Genomic DNA, 19,143 nt, shown 5'->3' on the forward strand with positions numbered 1-19,143 from the left:
TCACGAGAAGCATACGCCCATTACGATTTCTGCTGCCGATTGATCAGTATGTCCCGGAATTCTGGGAACCCGGCTCTATCTTCCAGTCCTTCATTTACAGGAGGACTTGTTTTCGTGCTTAAAAGCCGCTCATCACCATGTGATGGGCGGCTATTTTGCGTTATAGTTATCAGTGTTCCCATTCGGGCGGGTCCGCTTGGGTTTCATTTATCTGAAGATTGTGCAATCATTTGGAAATACAGCTGCCCGCAGGGGTGGGAGACTGCGAACTGATAACTTTCTAAATCAAAGTCATCTCACAAAAAAGTTGGCTTTCGGACTAACAGCTAACCAGTCATTTCAGTGTCGTCGCGAGGAAGAACATCAGAAATAAAATCATAATCATCTGGCGGTTGTTTCTCTTTTTGATTTCTTTATCAGAAAGGGAAATCCCCCAGTTCCACTTCGTATAAAGGGCCATGGCGAGCCACATGAGGAATCCTGCTACGGCCACGCGATAGACGCTGTCTACGGGAATCGGAAGGAGTCCCACATCCGCTGATACCAGGATCAGAAGAGAAATACAAACGATGACGGTCACCAGCCAGAGAAGCCATCTCGGCGCTTCATCATGAATGAATTTTTCTTCCTTCGTATGGCAGATGCCAAGGATATAGGATTTGATAAACCAGAGGCAGATGCCCACTGCCACTACGTCAAAAACATAACTGTGCTGCATAGCTTCACCTTCCATAAAGATTCTTTATCTATTATGGACCAGAAAGGAAAATGGGGCAACCGAAAAGTGATTTCTATTTCCCGCCGGAGCTCAAGGAGTCCTCAAAGAGTTCCGGATAAACCGCTTTTGCAGCGGCTTCCATGGCATCGGTGATATGCTGGCTCATGACGTACTTGTATTTTTCAGGGAAACGGACCAGCTCATGATTTTTCACTGCCTTTACGTCCTGAAAGGCAGGATTTGTCATAAGTTCCCTGGCAAATTCATTTTCATTGTCCCCCTCCTTCACTTTCCATACCGGCATGAGGAGGATATCCGGAATGATCTCGGGAAGGATTTCATTGGAGAGATAGGCATTGGTCCCCCTGGGCACGTCATAGACTGCTGCTCCGTCTCTCACATGAGCCATGGAAAGGATTTCGCTGAAAAGAGTGCCTTTCTTCCCCAGGATGCCCCGGAAGGACAGGGCCAGGGCGGTCCGCTCTTTTTCCTTTGGAATGACGGAAAGTTTTTCATCCAGGGCCTGCCTTTTCCGATTCATTTCAGAAACCATGGCTTCTCCTGCTTTTTCTTCATTCACCGCTTTCGCCACGCCCCGCACCTTGATTTCCATTTCTTCCCAGTTGGACGCAATGAGGGACGTATACAAGGGAATTCCCGAATGCTTCAATACTTCCAGCGTATCGGAGGGCACAGAAGTGGAAGCGATGACAAGATCCGGCTTCAGGACCAGGATGGTCTCCGGATTCGTATCCACTTTATTTCCTACTTTTTCTGCCTGTTCTTTCGTGGTAAAAGTGATATCCCCGTTTCCCGCATACCGGGAAAGTCCTTTCACCCTGGAAATATCCACCAGCCCCAGCAGGATTTCGTCGGTCCCATAGGTCAGGGAAATAATGCGGGAAGGATGGAGAGAAAGGCGCACCTCCCGGCCCAGATCATCCGTAATGACCCTCGTCCCCTCCGCCTTTCTCCCGCTTCCGCAGCCGGAAACCATGACCATCAGCAGGCAGGAAAATAAAAGGAAAACCTTTTTCAGAAACAGATTCATATGCACTCCAGTGATTCATTCTCATCAATCATGAAAATAATTATAATTTAATTATTATATTTCTTCTCTCATCTGTCAAATGCCCCACTGAAATACACCGCACAATGAATCACACAGCGAAAAACGACTCCCAAACGGAAGCCGGAGACAAATTACCATGTAACGCCAAAGAAACTCTTCGAAAGTTTTGTTAAATCCGAATCACGTACCACGACAGCCCAAAACCGGCCTCAAAGGGAGCAGGAACGAAATTGCCATATGACACCAAAGGAACTCTTCTAAAGTTTCGCTAAATCCGAGCCACGAGTCACGAGCCACGAATCACGACAGCACAAAGCCGGCCCCAAAAGAGAGCCGGCTATATGTTGAATAAATCTTATTTCCCTTCTTTTTTCAGTTCTTTTTCCAGAGCCATTTCCAGGGTATGCCAGCCGAGGGTGGCGCATTTGACGCGGACCGGCATCTTGGAGATATCTTTGAGCGTAATGGCTGCTTCCAGCTCTTCAAGAGCTGACTCATCGGTCACTTTTCCCCGGATCATATCGAGGAAAAGGCGGCAGAGACGGAGTCCTTCTTCCACGGTCCGATCCCGCAGAAGTTCGGCCATCATGGCTGTGGAGGCCTGGGAAATGGCGCAGCCTGTGCCCGTATAGGCCAGGTCTTTGATGATGCCCTTTTCCACGATCACTTCGATATCGATATCATCGCCGCAGCTCGGATTGTGTCCATGTTCATGGAGGGTGGGGCAGGCGATTTTTCTCTTGTTGGTCCTGTCCTTGTTGTATTCAAGGATGAGGTCCGTATACAGCTGTTTCAGTTCCATCAGTCGTCATACCCCATCACTTTCCGGACGTTTTTCAGCTTTTCGAGGAAATAGTCCACTTCTTCTTCCGTATTGTAGAAATAGAAGGAAGCGCGGCAGGTCGCGTTGATGCCCAGGTATTTATGAAGCGGTTCGGCGCAGTGATGGCCTGTGCGGATGCAGATGGCGTCAGCGGAAAGAATCTGTGCCACATCATGGGGATGGACATCTTCCACGGTGAAGGCGATGAGTCCTTCTTTTTCTTCCGGATTCTTCGGCCCGATGATATGGATGAAAGGCAGCTTTTTCATGCCTTCCAGGCACCGGGTGACCAGTTTTCTTTCCTGGGCCCGGATTTCATCAAAGCCGATTGCCTGGATATATTTGATGGCTGCTACGAGGGAAACTGCCCCTTCCACATACTGGGTGCCGGCTTCGAATTTAGCCGGAAGTTCGGCAAAAGTGGTATGCTGTTCTTCTACCACGTCGATCATATCTCCGCCCCGGAGGAATGGTTCCATTTCCTCCAGCAGTTCTTCTTTCCCATAAAGGACGCCGATGCCTCCCATGGAGCACATTTTGTGTCCGGAGAAAGCGAAGAAATCGCAGTCCAGATCCTGTACGTCCACCGGTTTATGGGGAGTGGACTGGGCTCCATCGAGGACTACGATGGCTCCGTGGGCATGGGCCCTCTGAATGAGGGGTTTCGGATCAAAATCGATGCCCAGCACATTGGAAACTTGCGCAAAGGCAAGAATCTTTACTCTGGGATCGTCAATTTTTTTCAGTTCTTCTTCCGGGAAATGACCGGTTTCTTTGTCTACATAGATATAGTCAAGAATGGCTCCCGTCTTTTCAGCCACCCGCTGCCAGGTGACGAGATTGGAATGGTGTTCCGCAATGGTAATGAGGATATGGTCCCCTGCCTTTACATGGGTTTCTCCCCAGGAGCGGGCCACCAGGTTCAGGGATTCCGTGGTATTTCTCGTATAAATGATTTCTCTTTCGCTTCTCGCGTGGATGAAGTCCCGGACCACTTCCTTGGAAGAATCATAGGCTTCGGATGCGGCGATGGCAAAGACGTGGGCTCCCCGGTGAGGATTGCCATTCTGATGGGTCACATAGTCCATGACCGCCTGAATCACGGGGAGCGGTCTCTGGGTGGTGGCGCCGTTATCAAAGTACACCACTTTGTGACCGCCCACTTCTGTATTGAAAATAGGAAAATCTTTCCTGATCAGTTCACTGTTCATTTAATCTCCTTGGAATCCAGTTTTTCTCTGAGTTCTCTCAGTACTTCTTCTCTCACCGATTCATCCATCTGATCGATAATCGGACGGATGAGGGCTTCAATGACGATTCTTCTTGCTTCTTCCAGGGAGAAGCCGCGGCTCATAAGGAAATAAATGGTATTTCCATCCAGCTGGCCTGCGCTGGATGCATGATTGCCCTGGACGTCATCTTCCGTGCAGAGAAGAAGAGGAAGGGAAATATTCTTCGTTTTCGGGGAAAGCTGGATGGCATAATCGCCTTCATCCCCCACGGAACCGCTGCAGCCTTTCTTGAAGTCCAGGGTTCCCCGGAAAATTTTCTTTGACGTGTCATCCAGGGCGCCTTTCACGTCGATTTCTGCTTTTGTTTTTTGTCCCACATGATCGATGTGGTAGAAAAAGTCCAGATGCTGGCTGCCTTTGCCTGCATAGAGGACCCTTTCAAACATCTGGGAATGATTTCCCAGGAGTTTTCCATAGCTGTGGATGTAAATATTTTCTCCGCCCAGTTCGGCCGCCGTAAAGTCGGCTTTCGCGTTTTCAGAGAGCACCGTATGGCGCTGGTCAAAAATCTTCGCACCTTTGAGGCCGCTTACAAGACGGGACACTTTAAGATTTGCATTTTTATCCAGCTCATAATAAGCAGCAGCAAGAGAAGTGCCCTCGTATTTTCCTTCCATGCGGTATATGAGATTGAGATCTGCTCCTTCTTCCAGCTTGAAAAGGAAGGCAGCCGCAAAGTCGGGATTTTCCGTATTTCCTGAAAGGGTAATGGTCAGATCTGCTTTCACCCCTGCAGGAATGGTAATCGTATAATGACTGCCCTTTTCCAGCGCTTTTACGGTCTCCGGGGAAGCGCCACGGAAAAAGTCCGGAAGCTTTCCTCCTTCGGATACGTAGGAAATATCGGAAAAGGCAGGTGTATTTCCATTCTTCGGCGCTTCAAAGTCCACTTTCGTATCGTTCGTATGAAGATAACGGTACGTGAGGAGAGGCAGCCGGTTGATTCTGATTTCTTCCATATGCCCTCCTTAGCCTATAGCGCCTTCAAATTCAAGATCGATGAGACGGTTCATTTCCACTGCATACTCCAGGGGGAGCGCTTTGGAAATAGGTTCCGCAAAGCCCCGGACCAGCATGGCCTTGGCATCTTCTTCCGAAAGGCCGCGGCTCATGAGGTAGTAAATGTCTTCATCCGGAATGCGGCCGATCTTTGCTTCATGGCCCAGATCGATGTCATCGTTTTCAATGATGATATCCGGAATGGTATCGGATCTGGATTCATTATCCAGCATCAGGGATTCACAGGAAATGGAACCCTTCGTGCCCTTTGCATTCGGTCCGATATAGACAACGCCTCTGTAAATGGCAATGCCTCCGGCTTTTGAAATGGATTTGGAATTCACCGTCATGGAGACGTTCTTTCCCAGGGCTTCCACTTTGGAGCCCGTATCCAGGAACTGTCCCTTCCCGGCAAAGGTAATGCCCGTAAATTCGCAGGTGGACTGGTCGCCTTTCAGCACCGTATCCGGATAGAGGCAGGACGTATGGGAACCAAAGGAACCGGAAACCCAGATCATGTGGCCGTCCTCTTCCACCAGGGATTTCTTGGTGTTCAGGTTGTACATGTTCTTGGACCAGTTTTCAATGGTGGAATAGCGGAGGGAGGCTCCCTTCTTCACATAAAGCTCTACGGCTCCTGCATGAAGGTTGGCCACATTGTAACGGGGTGCCGAACAGCCTTCGATGAAGTGACAGTTGGCCCCTTCTTCCACGATAATCAGGGTATGCTCAAACTGGCCTGCTCCCGGCGCATTGAGTCGGAAATAGCTCTGGAGGGGCATTTTCACATGAACGCCCTTTGGCACATAGACAAAGGAGCCGCCAGACCATACGGCATAATGGAGGGCCGCGAATTTATGATAACTGGGAGTAATCAGTTTTCCGAAATAAGGCTTGATGAGCTCCGGGTATTTCTTCACTGCCGTTTCGAAATCCACATAAATGACGCCCTGTTCTTCCAGCTCTTTCTGGATATTGTGGTACACCACTTCGGAGTCATACTGGGCGCCCACGCCGGCCAGCGATTTCTTTTCCGCTTCCGGAATGCCCAGCCGGTCGAAAGTATCCCGGATGTTCTCGGGAAGGTCTTCCCAGCGGGCTTTCATGTCCGTCTTCGGACGCACATAGGTATCGATGTGCTCCATGTCCAGCTCGGAAATATCCGGCGCCCAGGGCGGGATATCGAGCTTATTGTAAATTTTAAGAGCCTGCAGCCGCTTCTCCAGCATCCATTCCGGTTCCTCTTTTTCGGCGGAAATCTGGCGGATAATGTCTTCATTGAGGCCTTTGTCCGCTTTGTAGGAGAATTCCACCTTGTCCTTCACGTCATAAATGCTGCGATTGACATCTTCGACCTGGCTTCTTACTTTTTCCTCAGCCATGGTCACACCTCGCTGCGATAGGCATCGAAACCATTGGTTTCGATCTCATCCACCAGTTCCGGTCCCCCTTCTTTCACGAATTTCCCGTCAATGAGGACGTGAACGAATTCAGGCCTGATGAATTTCAGGATCTGGTTCAGATGGGTAATGATGAGGATGGAATTGTTTTCATTGTGATATGCGGAAATATTCTTCGATACGATGCGGACTGCATCCACGTCCAGACCGGAATCGGTTTCATCCAGCATGGCCAGCTTCGGGTCCAGGATACGCATCTGAAGAATTTCACTCTTTTTCCTCTCGCCGCCGGAGAAACCGTCATTGAGATACCGGTCCCCATAGGAAGGGTCCATGGCCAGATCTTCCATTCTGCTCTTCATGAGACGCTTGAAAGGGAAAAGGCGCTGCTGTTTGCCGGAAATGGTGGTCTTGGCTGTGCGGATGAAATTTTCCATGGTAATCCCTGCCACGGAAATAGGGTTCTGGAAAGAAAGGAAAATGCCAAGTCTGGCACGTTTGTCGACGGAAAGGTTTGTAATTTCCTCCCCTTCGAAATAAATATGTCCCTCAGTGACTTTGTAGACCGGATTTCCCATGACGGCATGAAGCAGCGTCGACTTGCCTGCCCCGTTAACACCCATAATGACATGGACTTCCCCCGTGTTCACGGTGAGGTTAATGCCGTGGAGGAGTTCTTTCCCGCCTACAGATACGTGGAGATTTTCCACGCGAAGTAATTCGCTCATTTGATCACCTCATATATTGTAATCTGCATGCGCCTTTCGACGTATACAATTAAAAGCTTATTCCATTTTACTGTATTTATCTCTATATGTAAATACAGGGCCCCGAAAAGAAAAAAGAGTTTTGTTTAAATGGAATCCCCGAAATTAATTATCTAGCTTTTTCTATATGAAGTCAAGTTTTCCCTTTTCCTGAAAAAAGCACAACTTCTATCCCTCCGGTTTTCCCTGTTCTTTAAAGAAATGATAAAATAAAAGAAAAAGGAGATCTCCCCATGAATAAGAAATTACTGATTGCTGCCGCGGCAGGATTCATCACCCTGGGCGGCTTTGGCGTATTTGCCGAAAACAAGGCGGATGAAAATGAATATTGTTATGGCGCCCAGGGCGGTTACTGCTATTCCGAAGAAAGCAGGCAGAATGAAACCTATGGCTGTGAGAGCTATGAAAGAAAGGATGGCTGCCGGCCCTATCGGGGCTGCGGATGCGGATACAGAAGATAATCAAAAAAGGACATCGATGGATGTCCTTTTTTGATTGTCTATTTATTTCTTTTCTACCGCTTTATCTTTGAAGAACCATTTCTGTGAAAGGGCATCATAGGTGCCGTCGCTCATGACTTTCTTCAGTGCCTTGTTGACTTCGTCCGCCAGTTTCTGATTATCTTTCGAAACGGCAATACCGAAGTTATCTTCCGCCGGAATGAGTCCCACAATGGTGAGTTTCGAGGATCTTCCTGCTTTCAGGCCATAGATGGAAGCCGGTTCATCCGTAATCCCTGCATCGGCTTCTCCCTTTTCCACGGCATCAAAAACGCGATTGTAATCGCCCATGGATTTGATTTTGGCTGGGCCCATTTCCTTTACTTTTGCTTCACTGGTACTTCCCTGCAGGGTTGCCACCGTCTTCCCCTTAATGGCCCCTTCCCCGCGAAGGCCGGAGTCCTTTTTCACGATGATGGAGTAGCCGCTCATTTTATAGTAAGGATCGGAGAAAGTGACATGTTTTTTTCTCTCATCCCTGATGGAAATGGCGGAAATCCCCATATCCACTTTTTTGCTTTTCACGGCAGAAATGATTTCGCCAAAGTGCATGGTTTCCACTTTAATTTCCGCATTCATTTCCTTTGCCACTGCTTTGGCAAGGTCTAATTCGAAACCCACCACATGGCCATGTTCATCTTTGAAAGAAAGGGGCGCATAGTCACCTTCCGTAGCTACGGTGAGAACCCTTCCGGAAGAGGAAGACTGAGAAGCTTCTTTCTTTGGCGCCTCCCCGCAGCCTGCGATCGTCAGGGAGCCTGCAGCAGCAAGCAGTAAAAGAGCCATTTTCCAATTTTTATTCATTTGATTTCCTCCTGTTCTGAAATCAAGCAGTCATGAAACGTGTTCATATGGCTCTACTATATAGGAGGTTTTCTATGATTTCAACATATACTTTTATTTCTTTAATTTTTCAATTTTATATTCTTATAGTTCGGAATGATTCCCATCAAAAAACCGTGAAGGCCATGGCTTTCACGGTTTTTCATATTTATTTCTTCATGGCCGGCGCTTTATCCGCATTTTCATCGGCAAACCATTTGTCATGAATCTTGTCGTATTCCCCATTCTTCATGAGTTTGTCCAGGGCATCGTTGACCTGTTTCTGGAGGCCTTCATCCTTCTTGTTCAGGAGCATGACAAATCCGCCGCTCCCGGGAAGAATGGCCGCCTGTTTCAGTTTGTCCGAAGCTCCGTGAGCGAGATAGAAACGGGCTACCGGTTTATCGAGGATGAGGGCATCGGCCTTGTTATCCTCTACGGCTTTGATGATCTGGTCATGGGAATCATACTCTTTCACTTCCGCCCCGCATCGTTTCGCGGTTTCCACATAGAGGGTCCCCTTCTGGACGGCTACTTTCTTCCCTTTCAGGTCTTCCGGAGATTTGATCTCATTGTCATCTTTCCCGGCCAGGACGGATACGCTTTCCTTGCTGTAGTAAATATTGCTGAAATTGACTTTTTCCTGACGGTCTTTCGTCATATCTGCAGCGGAAACGGCAATATCGGCCTTGTTGTCTGTCAGGGCAGGAATAAGTTTGTCAAAAGGCAGGGCTTCGTAAACGACTTCTGCTCCCAGCTCTTTGGCTACTGCTCTGGTGATGTCCACGTCAAATCCTGTGATGTTTCCTTTTTCATCTTTGTAGGCAAAAGGCGGATAGGTGGCATTGCAGACGACTTTCAGTTCTTTTTTGACCGGCGCCGATTTGGCGGGAGATGAAGAAGCTTTCTCTCCGCCGCAGCCTGCCATAGTGCCGAGAACGGTCAGTGCCAGGATGGCTGCGCCTGCTTTCGTCCAGTGATTCATAGAGTACCTCCATTGGAAAATATGAATTTGTCTCCATTTTTCTTCATTATATAGAGACCGGCGCCGATTGGCAAATGGAATGTGTTCCTTTAATTGGGAACAGTAGTAAAGCACACAAAAACCGTGAAACAGGAAATCCTGTCTCACGGTCTCGTTATTTCTTAAATGGAAGAAATATTATTTCTTCTTTTCACCAAACCATTTGGCGTAAATCTTGTCATAGGTGCCGTCAGCTTTCAGGTCTTTCAATGCTTTATTGACAGCAGCTACCAGTTCTTTCTTGTCTTTGTTCATAGCCAGTGCCAGAGGTTCGCCGGCTTTCGGGCTGCCTACTGCCTTCAGGTCTTTATCTGCGCCCTTGTGGAGATAGTAGAGGCCTACCGGTTTATCAATGACGAAAGCATCAAGGGTTCCTGCCTGCAGTTCCATGAAGCCCTGGGAGTTGGTATCCAGCTGTTTTACTTCTGCTGCTTTGGCTTCTTTGGCAACGTTGACCTGATCGGTGCCTACCTGAGCACCCACTTTCTTGCCTGCCAGATCAGCCCAGTCTTTGATGGACGTATTGTCTTTCTTGACAATGATGGTATAGCCGGCATCGGTGTAGTAAGGATCAGAGAAAGCAACGGTCTTTGCTCTTTCCGGAGTAGCATTCATGGCTGCAGCAACAATATCAATCTGACCTGCCTGAACTGCCGGAATCAATGCATCGAAGCCCATGGACTTGAATTCCATCTTGCTGCCCATTTTCTTAATGATGGCATCCGTGAGATCCAGGTCGAAGCCTACATATTTATCATTTTCAGTGAATTCAAATGGCGGATAGGTGGTTTCGGAGCCAACGCGGATCACCGGCGGAATTCCGCCTGCTGCAGAAGATGCAGCTTTTTTGTCTCCGCCGCCGCAGCCTGCTGCCAGAAGAGTAGCTGCCATAGCGCCCATAGCCAGTGCGATTTTCAGTTTTGTACCCATCATAACGATCATCTCCAGATTCATTACCCCTGCGAAGGGTCCTGTATATTTATCCTGTCCCTCCGCTGAAATAAAGCTGCTGAGAAATACGGATGATTTCCCATTTCTCCCATCGATGCCCAAGAGCCAACAGAATTTCTGTATTTTCAGTATCTTTATACAAGCTATGCATATTTTATCAATTTTCTGCATAACTGTCAATTGATTTTAAAGAGTATATTGCGATTCTGCAAATATTTTTATTCCCCCTGAAAAGGCGAAATCATATAGCCCATTTCCCTGAAATTCCATTTCTTTTAAAATCTATTACATATAAAGAGGGCAGATTTCGTTGACCCCGATTCTTTGTCATGCTATTATTTTATATACGAGTCCTCAAAGGGGCGAATTTAATATTTTATAAATTCTGCATAATGAATAGATACACTTCCCGATTTACTTTAATCGCAGAATCACATATGGATTTGAAAGTCCCGCCAGCCGGGCAAAAGGTACTTATGGAACTGATTATTACTTTTCTTTCGGACTGGGGTTATCTGGCGCTTTTCATCTGCATGGTGCTGGAAAACATGAATGTCCCCATCCCCAGCGAAATCATCCTGGGCTTCGCAGGATTTCTTGTATCCCAGGAAATATTTTCTTTCTGGCCTACGGTCATCATCGGAACCCTTGCCGGTATTGTCGGTTCCGTGGGGTCCTACTACATGGGTTACCATGGCGGAAGGGATCTCATCCTGAAGCATACGGCCAAAGGAGGCCTGGGGGCAAAGAAAATGATTGCCGCCAGGGACTGGTTTGAAAATTATGGAGCCATCGCCATTTTCACGGGAAGGCTCCTCCCCGGCGTGCGGACTTTCATTTCCCTTCCTGCCGGCATCGCTCAGTTTCCCATGGGCCAGTTCATTTTTCTTACCATTCTGGGTACCGTGCCCTGGACAATTTTCCTCGTCTACATGGGTTCCATTCTGGGTCATAACTGGCGTCTGCTTCTCGATTATAAATGGGAAATCGCCGCTGTCTGCATCCTGATCTCCGCCATCGTGGCCGGCGGGTATTATCTGTATCACAAAAGAAAGTCTAAATGAAAATCAATAAAAACTGTATCTCTCTTTTTATATTCTGCCTCCTCCTCTATGGCACTTTCTGCGGTCTCATACCGCTTCTGGATCCTGATGAACCGGTTTATGGGGAAACGGCCAGGGAAATGCTTCTCACGGGGGACTGGATTTCTCCCCGCATTTATGGGGATTTCTGGTATGACAAGCCGCCCCTTTTCTACTGGCTGGAGGCCATTTCCTTTTCCATTTTCGGCCTGTCCACCTGGTCAGCCCGTTTTCCATCGGTTCTCCTGGGTGCCCTGACTCCGGTCTATCTGTATCTCAGTTCCAGAAAACTGATTGGTGAAAAGGCTGCCCTCCGGGGAGCTTTTATTTGTGCCTCTTCCCTTGAAATTATTGTCCTGGCACGATCCAGCGTCACCGACACGCTTTTGACCTTTACTCTGACTCTGGCACTCATGAGCTTTCTCCGAAAAGAATATTTCCTGGCCTATATTTCCTGTGGTTTGTCACTTCTGGCCAAAGGTCCCATCGGCTTTGGATTTCCTGCTCTTATCGTGGGAATCTGGATGATACTTACGAGACAGTTCAATCTGAAAGGTATCCTGGGCCTCAAATGGTACTGGGGAATCCCTCTCGCCTGTCTCGTGGGTCTTCCCTGGTATATCGAAATGGGCATGCTCCATGGCGATGCTTTCATCGATACCTTCCTGGGCTACCACAATATCACCCGTTTCACCAGTCCGGAACATGCGGGGCAGAACCATTACTGGCTTTATATCGTGGTGCTGCTGGCCGGTTTCTATCCCTGGTGCGGGACCCTTCCCGGCATCTGCCGGAGAGCAAAAGCATGGTTTAAAGATCAAGTCCTTGCCTACTTCATGGTCTGGGCCGCTTTTATTTTTGTTTTCTTTTCCATTTCCTCTACCCAGCTTTTTTCTTACATTCTCCCCATGTTCCCGCCCCTTTCCCTGCTGGCAGGAAAATACATGACGGACTGTGAGGAAACCGGTCATTTTTCAAAGACCTTCCTGGCATTCCATCTCATTTTTGCCTTTGCTTCCGCCACAGCCATTGCTCTCGCTCCTGTGGAACCATTGGGAGGACTTCCCGTGCGAATTGGGGTCGTCCTTTTCATGTCGGCTGCCGCTCTCTATGCGGCATGGAATCTGAAGAAAGGATATTTCCGTCATTTCATGATTTCCCAGGGTGCATTGATCCTTATTTTCGTCATTTCCGTATGGGGTGTCTTTGCCCCATCCGTTTCTTCCAAATTCACTTCCAAAGTGATTGCTGAAGACTTTGCAGTGATGGAAAAAGACCCTTCTATTCCCATTTATATCGATACCTTTTATCGGCCGTCAGTGGCCTTCTATACCGGTATTTACGGTAAAGCGCTGCCGGAATTTGATGTGCGTAAAAAAGCGGTGGATGAAAGGAATGAAGAAAAAGGGGTCCTCCTCCCCGGAAAGGATCAGGAAACCCTTCCCGATACCGCCTATGTTTTAGTCCAGAAAAAAGTCCTCAAAAACTGGCCTGAATCAGAGAAAAAGGATCTTCACCTTCTCTGGGAAAAAGACACGGCCTGCGTATTTTTCAAAACAGGAGGCTGACACTTGAGCAGCACAAGACATAGAAACAAAAAAACGGCCTCTGCCGAAAATATTTCCAGAAAATCGAATACGCCTGCTACTCTTTTCTTTTTCTTCCTTACCGCCTTCATCTTCCTCCTCTGGGGAAGCTGGCTTCTCCCGGTGACAGATCCGGTAGAGTCGAATTATGCCTTGACCGCCAAAGAAATGGTGCTCTCGGGAGACTGGATGAGCCCTCAGATTTACGGGACTTACTGGTATGACAAGCCCATCATGGTTTACTGGCTTCTGTCTATTTCCTATACCCTTCTGGGTTTTACGGATTTAGCCTCCAGGCTCCCCGCTGTTTTCTGCGGCGCTCTTTCCGTGATGCTCCTCATCTGGTACATGATCCGGATCAAAAAAGACAATATCATTGCCACCTGGTCCGGCGCCATGCTGGGTCTGTCCCTGGAATTCTGGGTCATTTCCCATGCCATCATTACGGACAGCATGCTGCTCCTCTTCACCATTCCCACTATGCTTTCCGGTTATATCGGAGTGATGGAAAGAAATAAAAAGCATTTCGTCATCGCCTATGCAGCCGCCGGTCTTGCCTGCCTTTCCAAAGGGCCCGTAGGACTGGTCCTTCCGGGAGCGCTTCTTCTTTTCTGGTGTATTTCCATGAAATCAGGAAAAATGGCACTCCGCCTCTTCCCCTGGCAGGGCATTCTTGCCTTTTTCCTCGTGGTCCTTCCCTGGTATGGGGGAATGTACATCATCCATGGCAGTGATTTCGTAACCCAGTTCCTGGGTCTTCACAACGTAGTCCGTGCCACCTCTTCGGAACATCCCGAAGACAATCACTGGTATTACTATCTTGTCCTCCTGCCGGCAGCCCTTCTCCCCTGGACGTTTACGTCTTTCTATGAAATGGTGAAAGGGTGGAAAGAAAAAATCCCTTTCTATAAATTCCTCATGGTCTGGTGCTGGGGAACTATTCTTTTCTATACCCTGATGGCTACGAAATACGTGACTTATACCTATATTGCCACAGTTCCTGCCATTATCCTTGCCGCCCTTTCAGCACCCAAAATCAGGGAAGGAGAAAAATGGCCCTCTGTCACGGCAGCCATCGGATTTTTCCTTTTCCTCGTCATCGCCCTGGCCGGTTCTTTCTATATCAAAGAAGGTTCCTGGTGGGTGCTCTATGTGGTCATTGCCTATGCCATTTTTGCCCTCCTCATCCGCTGGAAAAAGAATTCCGGCAGAAGGCTCACCATTATGGCTGCCGTCACGGCTTCCGTTTTTCTCTGCCTCATGATGGAAGGACTGCCCCATTACCTTCCCCGCCGCTCTGCCGTGGCTACGGCGCCGGAGATTTACGAAAGGAAGGGAGAGCACTATTTCTTCCGTTCCTATCCGGCGGGCTACACCTTTTACACCGGCGAAATTGCCACCCGTCTTGTACCGCCGCCGGTGAATGAGGAAAATCGAAATCCTCTCTGGAATGAGAAATACGTAATGCCTTCTATTTCCGATCAGGAATTCATGGAAAAGTATCAAAACCAGGCCACCCCCATATTTCTCTTCGTTTCAAAGAGTGATGAGAAATACTTTAATCTCTGGTTCTTTAAGCATCGTTTCATGCCGGTGCAGCAGTTCATCAACGGTACCATCTATATCATGACCCTGGAAGAAGATGTGCCCGATTCTTTCAAAGAAGCCAAAGAAAAAATTCAGGATGAAATGGAAAAGGACCGGGAAAACGGGACCCTCCCGCCCAAACCGGATCCTTCGAAGAATTGACAGAAAAGAGGCAGCCATGAAAAAAGACTTTTCCTGTTTCATGAAACATCTCATAGAATTTAAAGGAGAAAATACCTTTAATCCCTGGAATGATACCAATCCGGACTATGAAGTGGCCGATGCCGTTTCGATTCGCAGAAATAACCTCAAAGATTACTTTTCCCGCCGCCTGGGAAAGGCAAAAATCCTTCTCATCGCCGAAGCCTGCGGCTACCAGGGCGGTCAGTTCTCAGGAATCGCCATGACCTGCGAGCGGATGATATTAAATTTCCATCCTGCGGTAAACAGTGAAATGATTCTGGGTCGGAAGGGCCGGCGCACCAGCAGGACTGACAGCCCCTTCATCACCAAAACCACCCAGGTGGAAAAAGGGTTCAATGAACCCACGGATTCCGTCGTCTGGAAAGCCTGCCTCGAAGCAGGTCTTGGTCCGGATGAATTCATTCTCTGGAACATTTTCCCCTTCCACCCCTACAAGAAAGGGAATCTCCTTACCAACCGCACGCCCACCGATGAGGAACTCTCTATCGGCCTTTCCTATACAAAGGAACTCATGGAAATTACCGGTTTCCTTCCCATCTTCGCCATCGGCAAAAAGAGCGAAACCACGCTGACCGATGCAGGTTTTCAGGTTACCGGGCTTCGCCATCCTGCCAATGGAGGAGCAAATATCTTCCGGGCGCAGCTCAGGGAAGCGATGAAATAGCAGTTGGCCGTTAGCTATTAGCTATTACCCATTACCCATTACCTATTAGCCATTTTCATAAAAAGCTGGTCATTACATGCTGGATAAAATCATTTTAAAGTTTTTCCCCTCCACAGAACGATTCTGGGAAGTTTTCCGCTTCCTCGTGGTAGGCGGTTCCTGTTTCGTTCTGGAATATTTCCTCCTCTTTGCCCTGACGGAATTCGTGGGCTTCGATCCCCTGATTTCCGCCCCCATTGCCTTTACCATTTCCCTCATCGTAAATTACATTCTCTGCGTCTATGTGGTTTTCCACGCCGAAAACCAATCGGGCCGGCAGATGTTTTTCTTCATCCTCACTTCCATCATGGGCCTTGGAATCAACCAGCTGGTCATGTGGTTCTTTATTGATATCATCGGAATCTGGTATATGTTTGCCAAGGTGATTGCTTCTGCTATTGTCATGATTTGGAATTATTTTACGAAACGGTATATATTAAAAAAGTAAAAAATCAGCCGTCAGTTGTCAGCCATCATTCATCACACAAAAACCGTCAATGGAAAATTTCCACTGACGGTTTTTATCATGAAAATTGGAACCCCGATTTCGGAAAATCACTTCTACGATTTCCTGAGCAGTATGCGAATCATATTCATCTGTATTTCCAGATTTTTTCTGGCGTTCTTCACTTCCGTATCCAGCACAAGACCGATACCGAAAGAAACGAGAGCGGCCATCATGAAAAATCCGGATGTCACGAGAGTCGGCATCTTTGGCACGAGGCCGGTGACCATGTATTCATGAAAAACAGGAATAAAAAGAATGAGGGAAATAAAGGCCAGAAGAAGAGCTGTGATGGAGAAGAACCGGAGCGGCCGGTAGTCTTTATAGAGCATAAAGATTGTCTTGAGCACTTTGATGCCGTCACGGAAGGTATGGAGTTTGGAAACGCTTCCCTTCGGCCGGTCCCGGTAGGTCACGGGTACATTGGCAAGGAGAAGGTTCTTGTCCAGGGCATGGATGGTCATTTCCGTTTCTATTTCAAAACCTTTCGAAAGGATGGGAAACGTCTTCACAAACATAGGCGAAAGGGCACGGTACCCAGTCATGACATCCTTGATTTCACAGGCATTTTCACCCCAGAACATATTGATAAACCGCCGCACCAGGACGTTTCCGGAATTGTGAAAAGGTCTTTTATTTTCTTCAAAATAGGTGGAAGACAGCCGGTCGCCGATGACCATATCCGCCTTTCCTTCCAGTACCAGATTCACCATGTCCCTGGCGTTTTCTGCAGAATACGTATCGTCCCCATCCACCATGACATAGCAGTCCGCATCGATATCCCGGAACATGGAGCGGATCACATTTCCCTTCCCCTGACGGTATTCATGCCTTACCACGGCTCCCGCCCTGATGGCAAGTTCTGCCGTGCCATCGGTGGAATTGTTGTCATATACATATATCACTGCTTCCGGAAGGACCCTTTTAAAATCCTTCACCACTTTTTCTATCGTAAGCACTTCATTCCAGCAGGGAACGAGCACGGCAATCCGATCCATGTCTTACCTCCCAAAATATAGTTATTTCTATTGTACTCTATTTTGGAAAAATTGGAGACCCTTGTGGAAAATTCTGCACTAAAAAACTGCCCCATTTCATGGAGCAGTTTTTTAGTAAAAATTTCTCAGCCTTCAGCAGCTTTTGCTTTCTTGGCTCTGAAGTACTGCAGAGCAAATATGCCGGCCAGAATAGCAATCCCAATGATATCGGTCAAAGTGTGCGGATCGATCAGGCACAAACCACCGGCAAGAAGAATGAGTCTTTCAAGAGGATTGGCTTTCGTATAGAACTGGCCGATCATGGCCCCGGAAATACCAGTCATACCGATGAGGGCAGTAATGGTCGTAAAAGTAACATTCAGGAATGTAGCCCCTATGCCAAGGATGGATGGTGAAAGGACGAATACATAAGGTATGATAAAGGCCGCGATACCCAGTTTCGAAGCATTGACACCGGTCTTCAGCGGATCACCGCCGGAAATAGCGGACCCTGCATAAGCCGCCAGGGCTACCGGAGGAGTGATATCGGCGATAATGCCGAAGTAGAATACAAACATGTGAGCAGCCAGGATCGGTACACCCAGCTGAATGAGGGCCGGGGCTGCAATAGTAGAAGTGATGACATAGTTTGCCGTCGTCGGAACGCCCATGCCAAGGATCAGGGATGTCAGCATAGTGCAGACAAGGAGAAGCATAAAGTTACCTGCTGCCACAGTGACGAGGGCAGATGCCAGTTTCAAACCTACACCGGTTTTTGTGACAATCCCGATAATCATGCCGGCCGATGCACAGGCAATGATGACGCCCAGAGCGCCTCTGGCACCTTTGACAAGGCCATCCACAATATCCGGAATACTCATCCGGGTATTCTTGCGGAGCATGGCGGTAAGGATGGAAATAAAGATACCTGCCAGAGCTGCCTTCATCGGGGTGTAGCCGGAAGCCAGGAGACCGATGATAGCAATCAGCGGAATAGCCAGATGGCCTTCTTCCTTCATGATTTCGCCCCAGGGCGGAAGCTGGCTTCTCGGAGTCCCTTTCAGGTTGTTTTTCTTGGCTTCGAAATGAACGCCCAGGAATACGCCGAGGAAGTAAAGGATGGCCGGAACAACAGCTGCCTTCACGACCTCCATATAAGGTACGCCGACAAATTCAGCCATCAGGAAGGCTGCGGCACCCATGATAGGAGGCATCAGCTGACCACCGGTAGAAGCTGCTGCTTCTACGGCACCCGCGAAGTTTTTGTGGTACCCCAGTTTCTTCATCATCGGGATGGTGAAGGAGCCGGAGCCTACAACGTTTGCTACGGAAGAACCGGAAATGGTCCCCTGGAGAGCCGAGGAAATAACGGCTACTTTTGCAGGACCGCCGGAAGCCCACCCGGCAATGGCATTGGCGATATCAATGAAGAATTTGCCAAGCCCTGTCTTTTCAAGGTAGGCGCCGAAGAGGATGAAGAGGAAAATAAATGTGGACGATACGCCCAGCGGAATACCAAAAACACCTTCCGTAGTAAAGAAGATATGACCTACCATCTGGTTGATGGTCAGTCCCCTGTGCGCCAGAGGCCCCGGCATGTAAGGTCCGAGGAACCCGTAAGCCAGGAAGCATACAACTACGATAACAATCGGAAGGCCTACGATACGGCGGGCAGCTTCCAATACCATGAGCATGCCAAGAGTCCCGATAATCGCATCGGTCGGTGTAACAGTACCGGCGCGAAGGATCAGGGCCTGGTAATTGACCAGGATGTAAATCGGCGGAATCATGGCCAGGATGGCCAGAATCACGTCAAGAGGATTGAACCGGCCGTTTTTGATCCAGGATTTCTTAGTCGGGCAGAGCAGGAAAACCAGGCAGATGCCGAAAGAAAGATGGATACAGCGCTGGATCATGGCGTCCCTGGCGCCAAAGATACCGGTATAAATCTGAAAGAGGGAAAAGCAGATACAGATGATGGAAATAATGGTTCCACAGATGCCTGTATAATCTGCCGTATTTGATTCTTTGTCGAGAGCCTTTAATTTGGCCTGCAGGTCCTCGCTGAGCTCTCCCTCAGCCGGCGGGGCTCCTGCGCCAGTCTCTTTTTTCTCTAAATCAGCCAATGTGA

General features: G+C 48.4%; 18 protein-coding genes. 6 read left to right on the forward strand and 12 right to left on the reverse strand.

All coding sequences use genetic code 11. The annotated features are described in order from the left end of the window. Window positions 1–334: 334 nt before the first annotated feature. The 7 genes from VZT47_RS03560 to sufC form a co-directional block, all read right to left on the reverse strand. Complete coding sequence (locus tag VZT47_RS03560) at window positions 335–718, reverse strand: hypothetical protein (RefSeq protein ID WP_330223601.1); 384 nt, start codon at window positions 716–718, stop codon at window positions 335–337. Window positions 719–791: 73 nt separating this feature from the next. Further along, a complete protein-coding gene (locus tag VZT47_RS03565; RefSeq protein ID WP_330223602.1) occupies window positions 792–1,769 on the reverse strand; it encodes an ABC transporter substrate-binding protein in 978 nt (325 codons plus the stop codon). A gap of 376 nt (window positions 1,770–2,145) precedes the next feature. Continuing rightward, window positions 2,146–2,592, reverse strand: a complete 447-nt coding sequence (gene sufU / locus VZT47_RS03570; protein ID WP_330223603.1) for a Fe-S cluster assembly sulfur transfer protein SufU — start codon at window positions 2,590–2,592, stop codon at window positions 2,146–2,148. After that, window positions 2,592–3,824, reverse strand: coding sequence for a SufS family cysteine desulfurase (locus tag VZT47_RS03575; protein WP_330223604.1), 1,233 nt, complete (start codon window positions 3,822–3,824; stop codon window positions 2,592–2,594). Before VZT47_RS03575 ends, sufU begins: the two co-directional genes overlap by 1 nt. After that, the gene (locus VZT47_RS03580; protein ID WP_330223605.1) at window positions 3,821–4,864 is read right to left on the reverse strand and encodes a SufB/SufD family protein; all 1,044 of its coding nucleotides are present in this window, start codon (window positions 4,862–4,864) and stop codon (window positions 3,821–3,823) included. Before VZT47_RS03580 ends, VZT47_RS03575 begins: the two co-directional genes overlap by 4 nt. Before the next feature lie 9 nt (window positions 4,865–4,873). Further along, window positions 4,874–6,286 (reverse strand): Fe-S cluster assembly protein SufB, encoded by a 1,413-nt coding sequence (gene sufB, locus VZT47_RS03585; protein WP_330223606.1) that lies wholly within the window; start codon window positions 6,284–6,286, stop codon window positions 4,874–4,876. A gap of 2 nt (window positions 6,287–6,288) precedes the next feature. After that, a complete protein-coding gene (gene sufC, locus VZT47_RS03590) occupies window positions 6,289–7,032 on the reverse strand; it encodes a Fe-S cluster assembly ATPase SufC (RefSeq protein ID WP_330223607.1) in 744 nt (247 codons plus the stop codon). Between the two features lie 272 nt (window positions 7,033–7,304). On the opposite strand from sufC, the gene VZT47_RS03595 reads away from it, so the two are divergent. Further along, on the forward strand, window positions 7,305–7,532 hold the full coding sequence (locus VZT47_RS03595; RefSeq protein WP_330223608.1) for a hypothetical protein: 228 nt from the start codon (window positions 7,305–7,307) through the stop codon (window positions 7,530–7,532). A 42-nt stretch (window positions 7,533–7,574) separates the two neighbouring features. Here VZT47_RS03595 and VZT47_RS03600 read toward each other — a convergent pair whose 3' ends face one another. The 3 genes from VZT47_RS03600 to VZT47_RS03610 form a co-directional block, all read right to left on the reverse strand. Next, a complete protein-coding gene (locus VZT47_RS03600) occupies window positions 7,575–8,375 on the reverse strand; it encodes a substrate-binding periplasmic protein (RefSeq protein WP_330223609.1) in 801 nt (266 codons plus the stop codon). A gap of 187 nt (window positions 8,376–8,562) precedes the next feature. Further along, complete coding sequence (locus VZT47_RS03605) at window positions 8,563–9,378, reverse strand: substrate-binding periplasmic protein (RefSeq protein WP_330223610.1); 816 nt, start codon at window positions 9,376–9,378, stop codon at window positions 8,563–8,565. Between the two features lie 177 nt (window positions 9,379–9,555). After that, window positions 9,556–10,350 carry a basic amino acid ABC transporter substrate-binding protein gene (locus VZT47_RS03610; protein ID WP_330223611.1) on the reverse strand — a complete coding sequence of 265 codons (795 nt, stop codon included), beginning with the start codon at window positions 10,348–10,350 and terminating at the stop codon, window positions 9,556–9,558. A 494-nt stretch (window positions 10,351–10,844) separates the two neighbouring features. Here VZT47_RS03610 and VZT47_RS03615 point away from each other — a divergent pair, with 494 nt between their 5' ends. The 5 genes from VZT47_RS03615 (at window position 10,845) to VZT47_RS03635 (ending at window position 15,978) form a co-directional block, all read left to right on the forward strand. Further along, entirely contained in the window at window positions 10,845–11,432 is a 588-nt protein-coding gene (locus tag VZT47_RS03615) for a DedA family protein (RefSeq protein ID WP_330223612.1), read from the forward strand. Next, window positions 11,429–13,018: an ArnT family glycosyltransferase gene (locus tag VZT47_RS03620; RefSeq protein ID WP_330223613.1), complete on the forward strand. Its 1,590-nt coding sequence runs from the start codon at window positions 11,429–11,431 to the stop codon at window positions 13,016–13,018. The genes VZT47_RS03615 and VZT47_RS03620 overlap by 4 nt, the downstream gene beginning before the upstream one ends. Window positions 13,019–13,021: 3 nt before the next feature. Beyond that, complete coding sequence (locus VZT47_RS03625; protein WP_330223614.1) at window positions 13,022–14,785, forward strand: ArnT family glycosyltransferase; 1,764 nt, start codon at window positions 13,022–13,024, stop codon at window positions 14,783–14,785. A 16-nt stretch (window positions 14,786–14,801) separates the two neighbouring features. Further along, the gene (locus VZT47_RS03630) at window positions 14,802–15,491 is read left to right on the forward strand and encodes a uracil-DNA glycosylase (protein WP_330223615.1); all 690 of its coding nucleotides are present in this window, start codon (window positions 14,802–14,804) and stop codon (window positions 15,489–15,491) included. 76 nt (window positions 15,492–15,567) lie between these two features. After that, window positions 15,568–15,978 carry a GtrA family protein gene (locus VZT47_RS03635; RefSeq protein WP_330223616.1) on the forward strand — a complete coding sequence of 137 codons (411 nt, stop codon included), beginning with the start codon at window positions 15,568–15,570 and terminating at the stop codon, window positions 15,976–15,978. Window positions 15,979–16,091: 113 nt separating this feature from the next. Here the strand turns inward: VZT47_RS03635 and VZT47_RS03640 are convergent, their stop codons facing one another. Continuing rightward, on the reverse strand, window positions 16,092–17,033 hold the full coding sequence (locus VZT47_RS03640; protein ID WP_330223617.1) for a glycosyltransferase family 2 protein: 942 nt from the start codon (window positions 17,031–17,033) through the stop codon (window positions 16,092–16,094). A gap of 125 nt (window positions 17,034–17,158) precedes the next feature. Further along, window positions 17,159–19,138 (reverse strand): TRAP transporter permease, encoded by a 1,980-nt coding sequence (locus VZT47_RS03645; RefSeq protein WP_330223618.1) that lies wholly within the window; start codon window positions 19,136–19,138, stop codon window positions 17,159–17,161. Window positions 19,139–19,143 lie beyond the last annotated feature (5 nt).

It is taken from the genome of Dialister sp. (assembly GCF_036343215.1).
In the GTDB taxonomy this organism is placed as follows: Bacteria; Bacillota; Negativicutes; order Veillonellales; family Dialisteraceae; genus Dialister.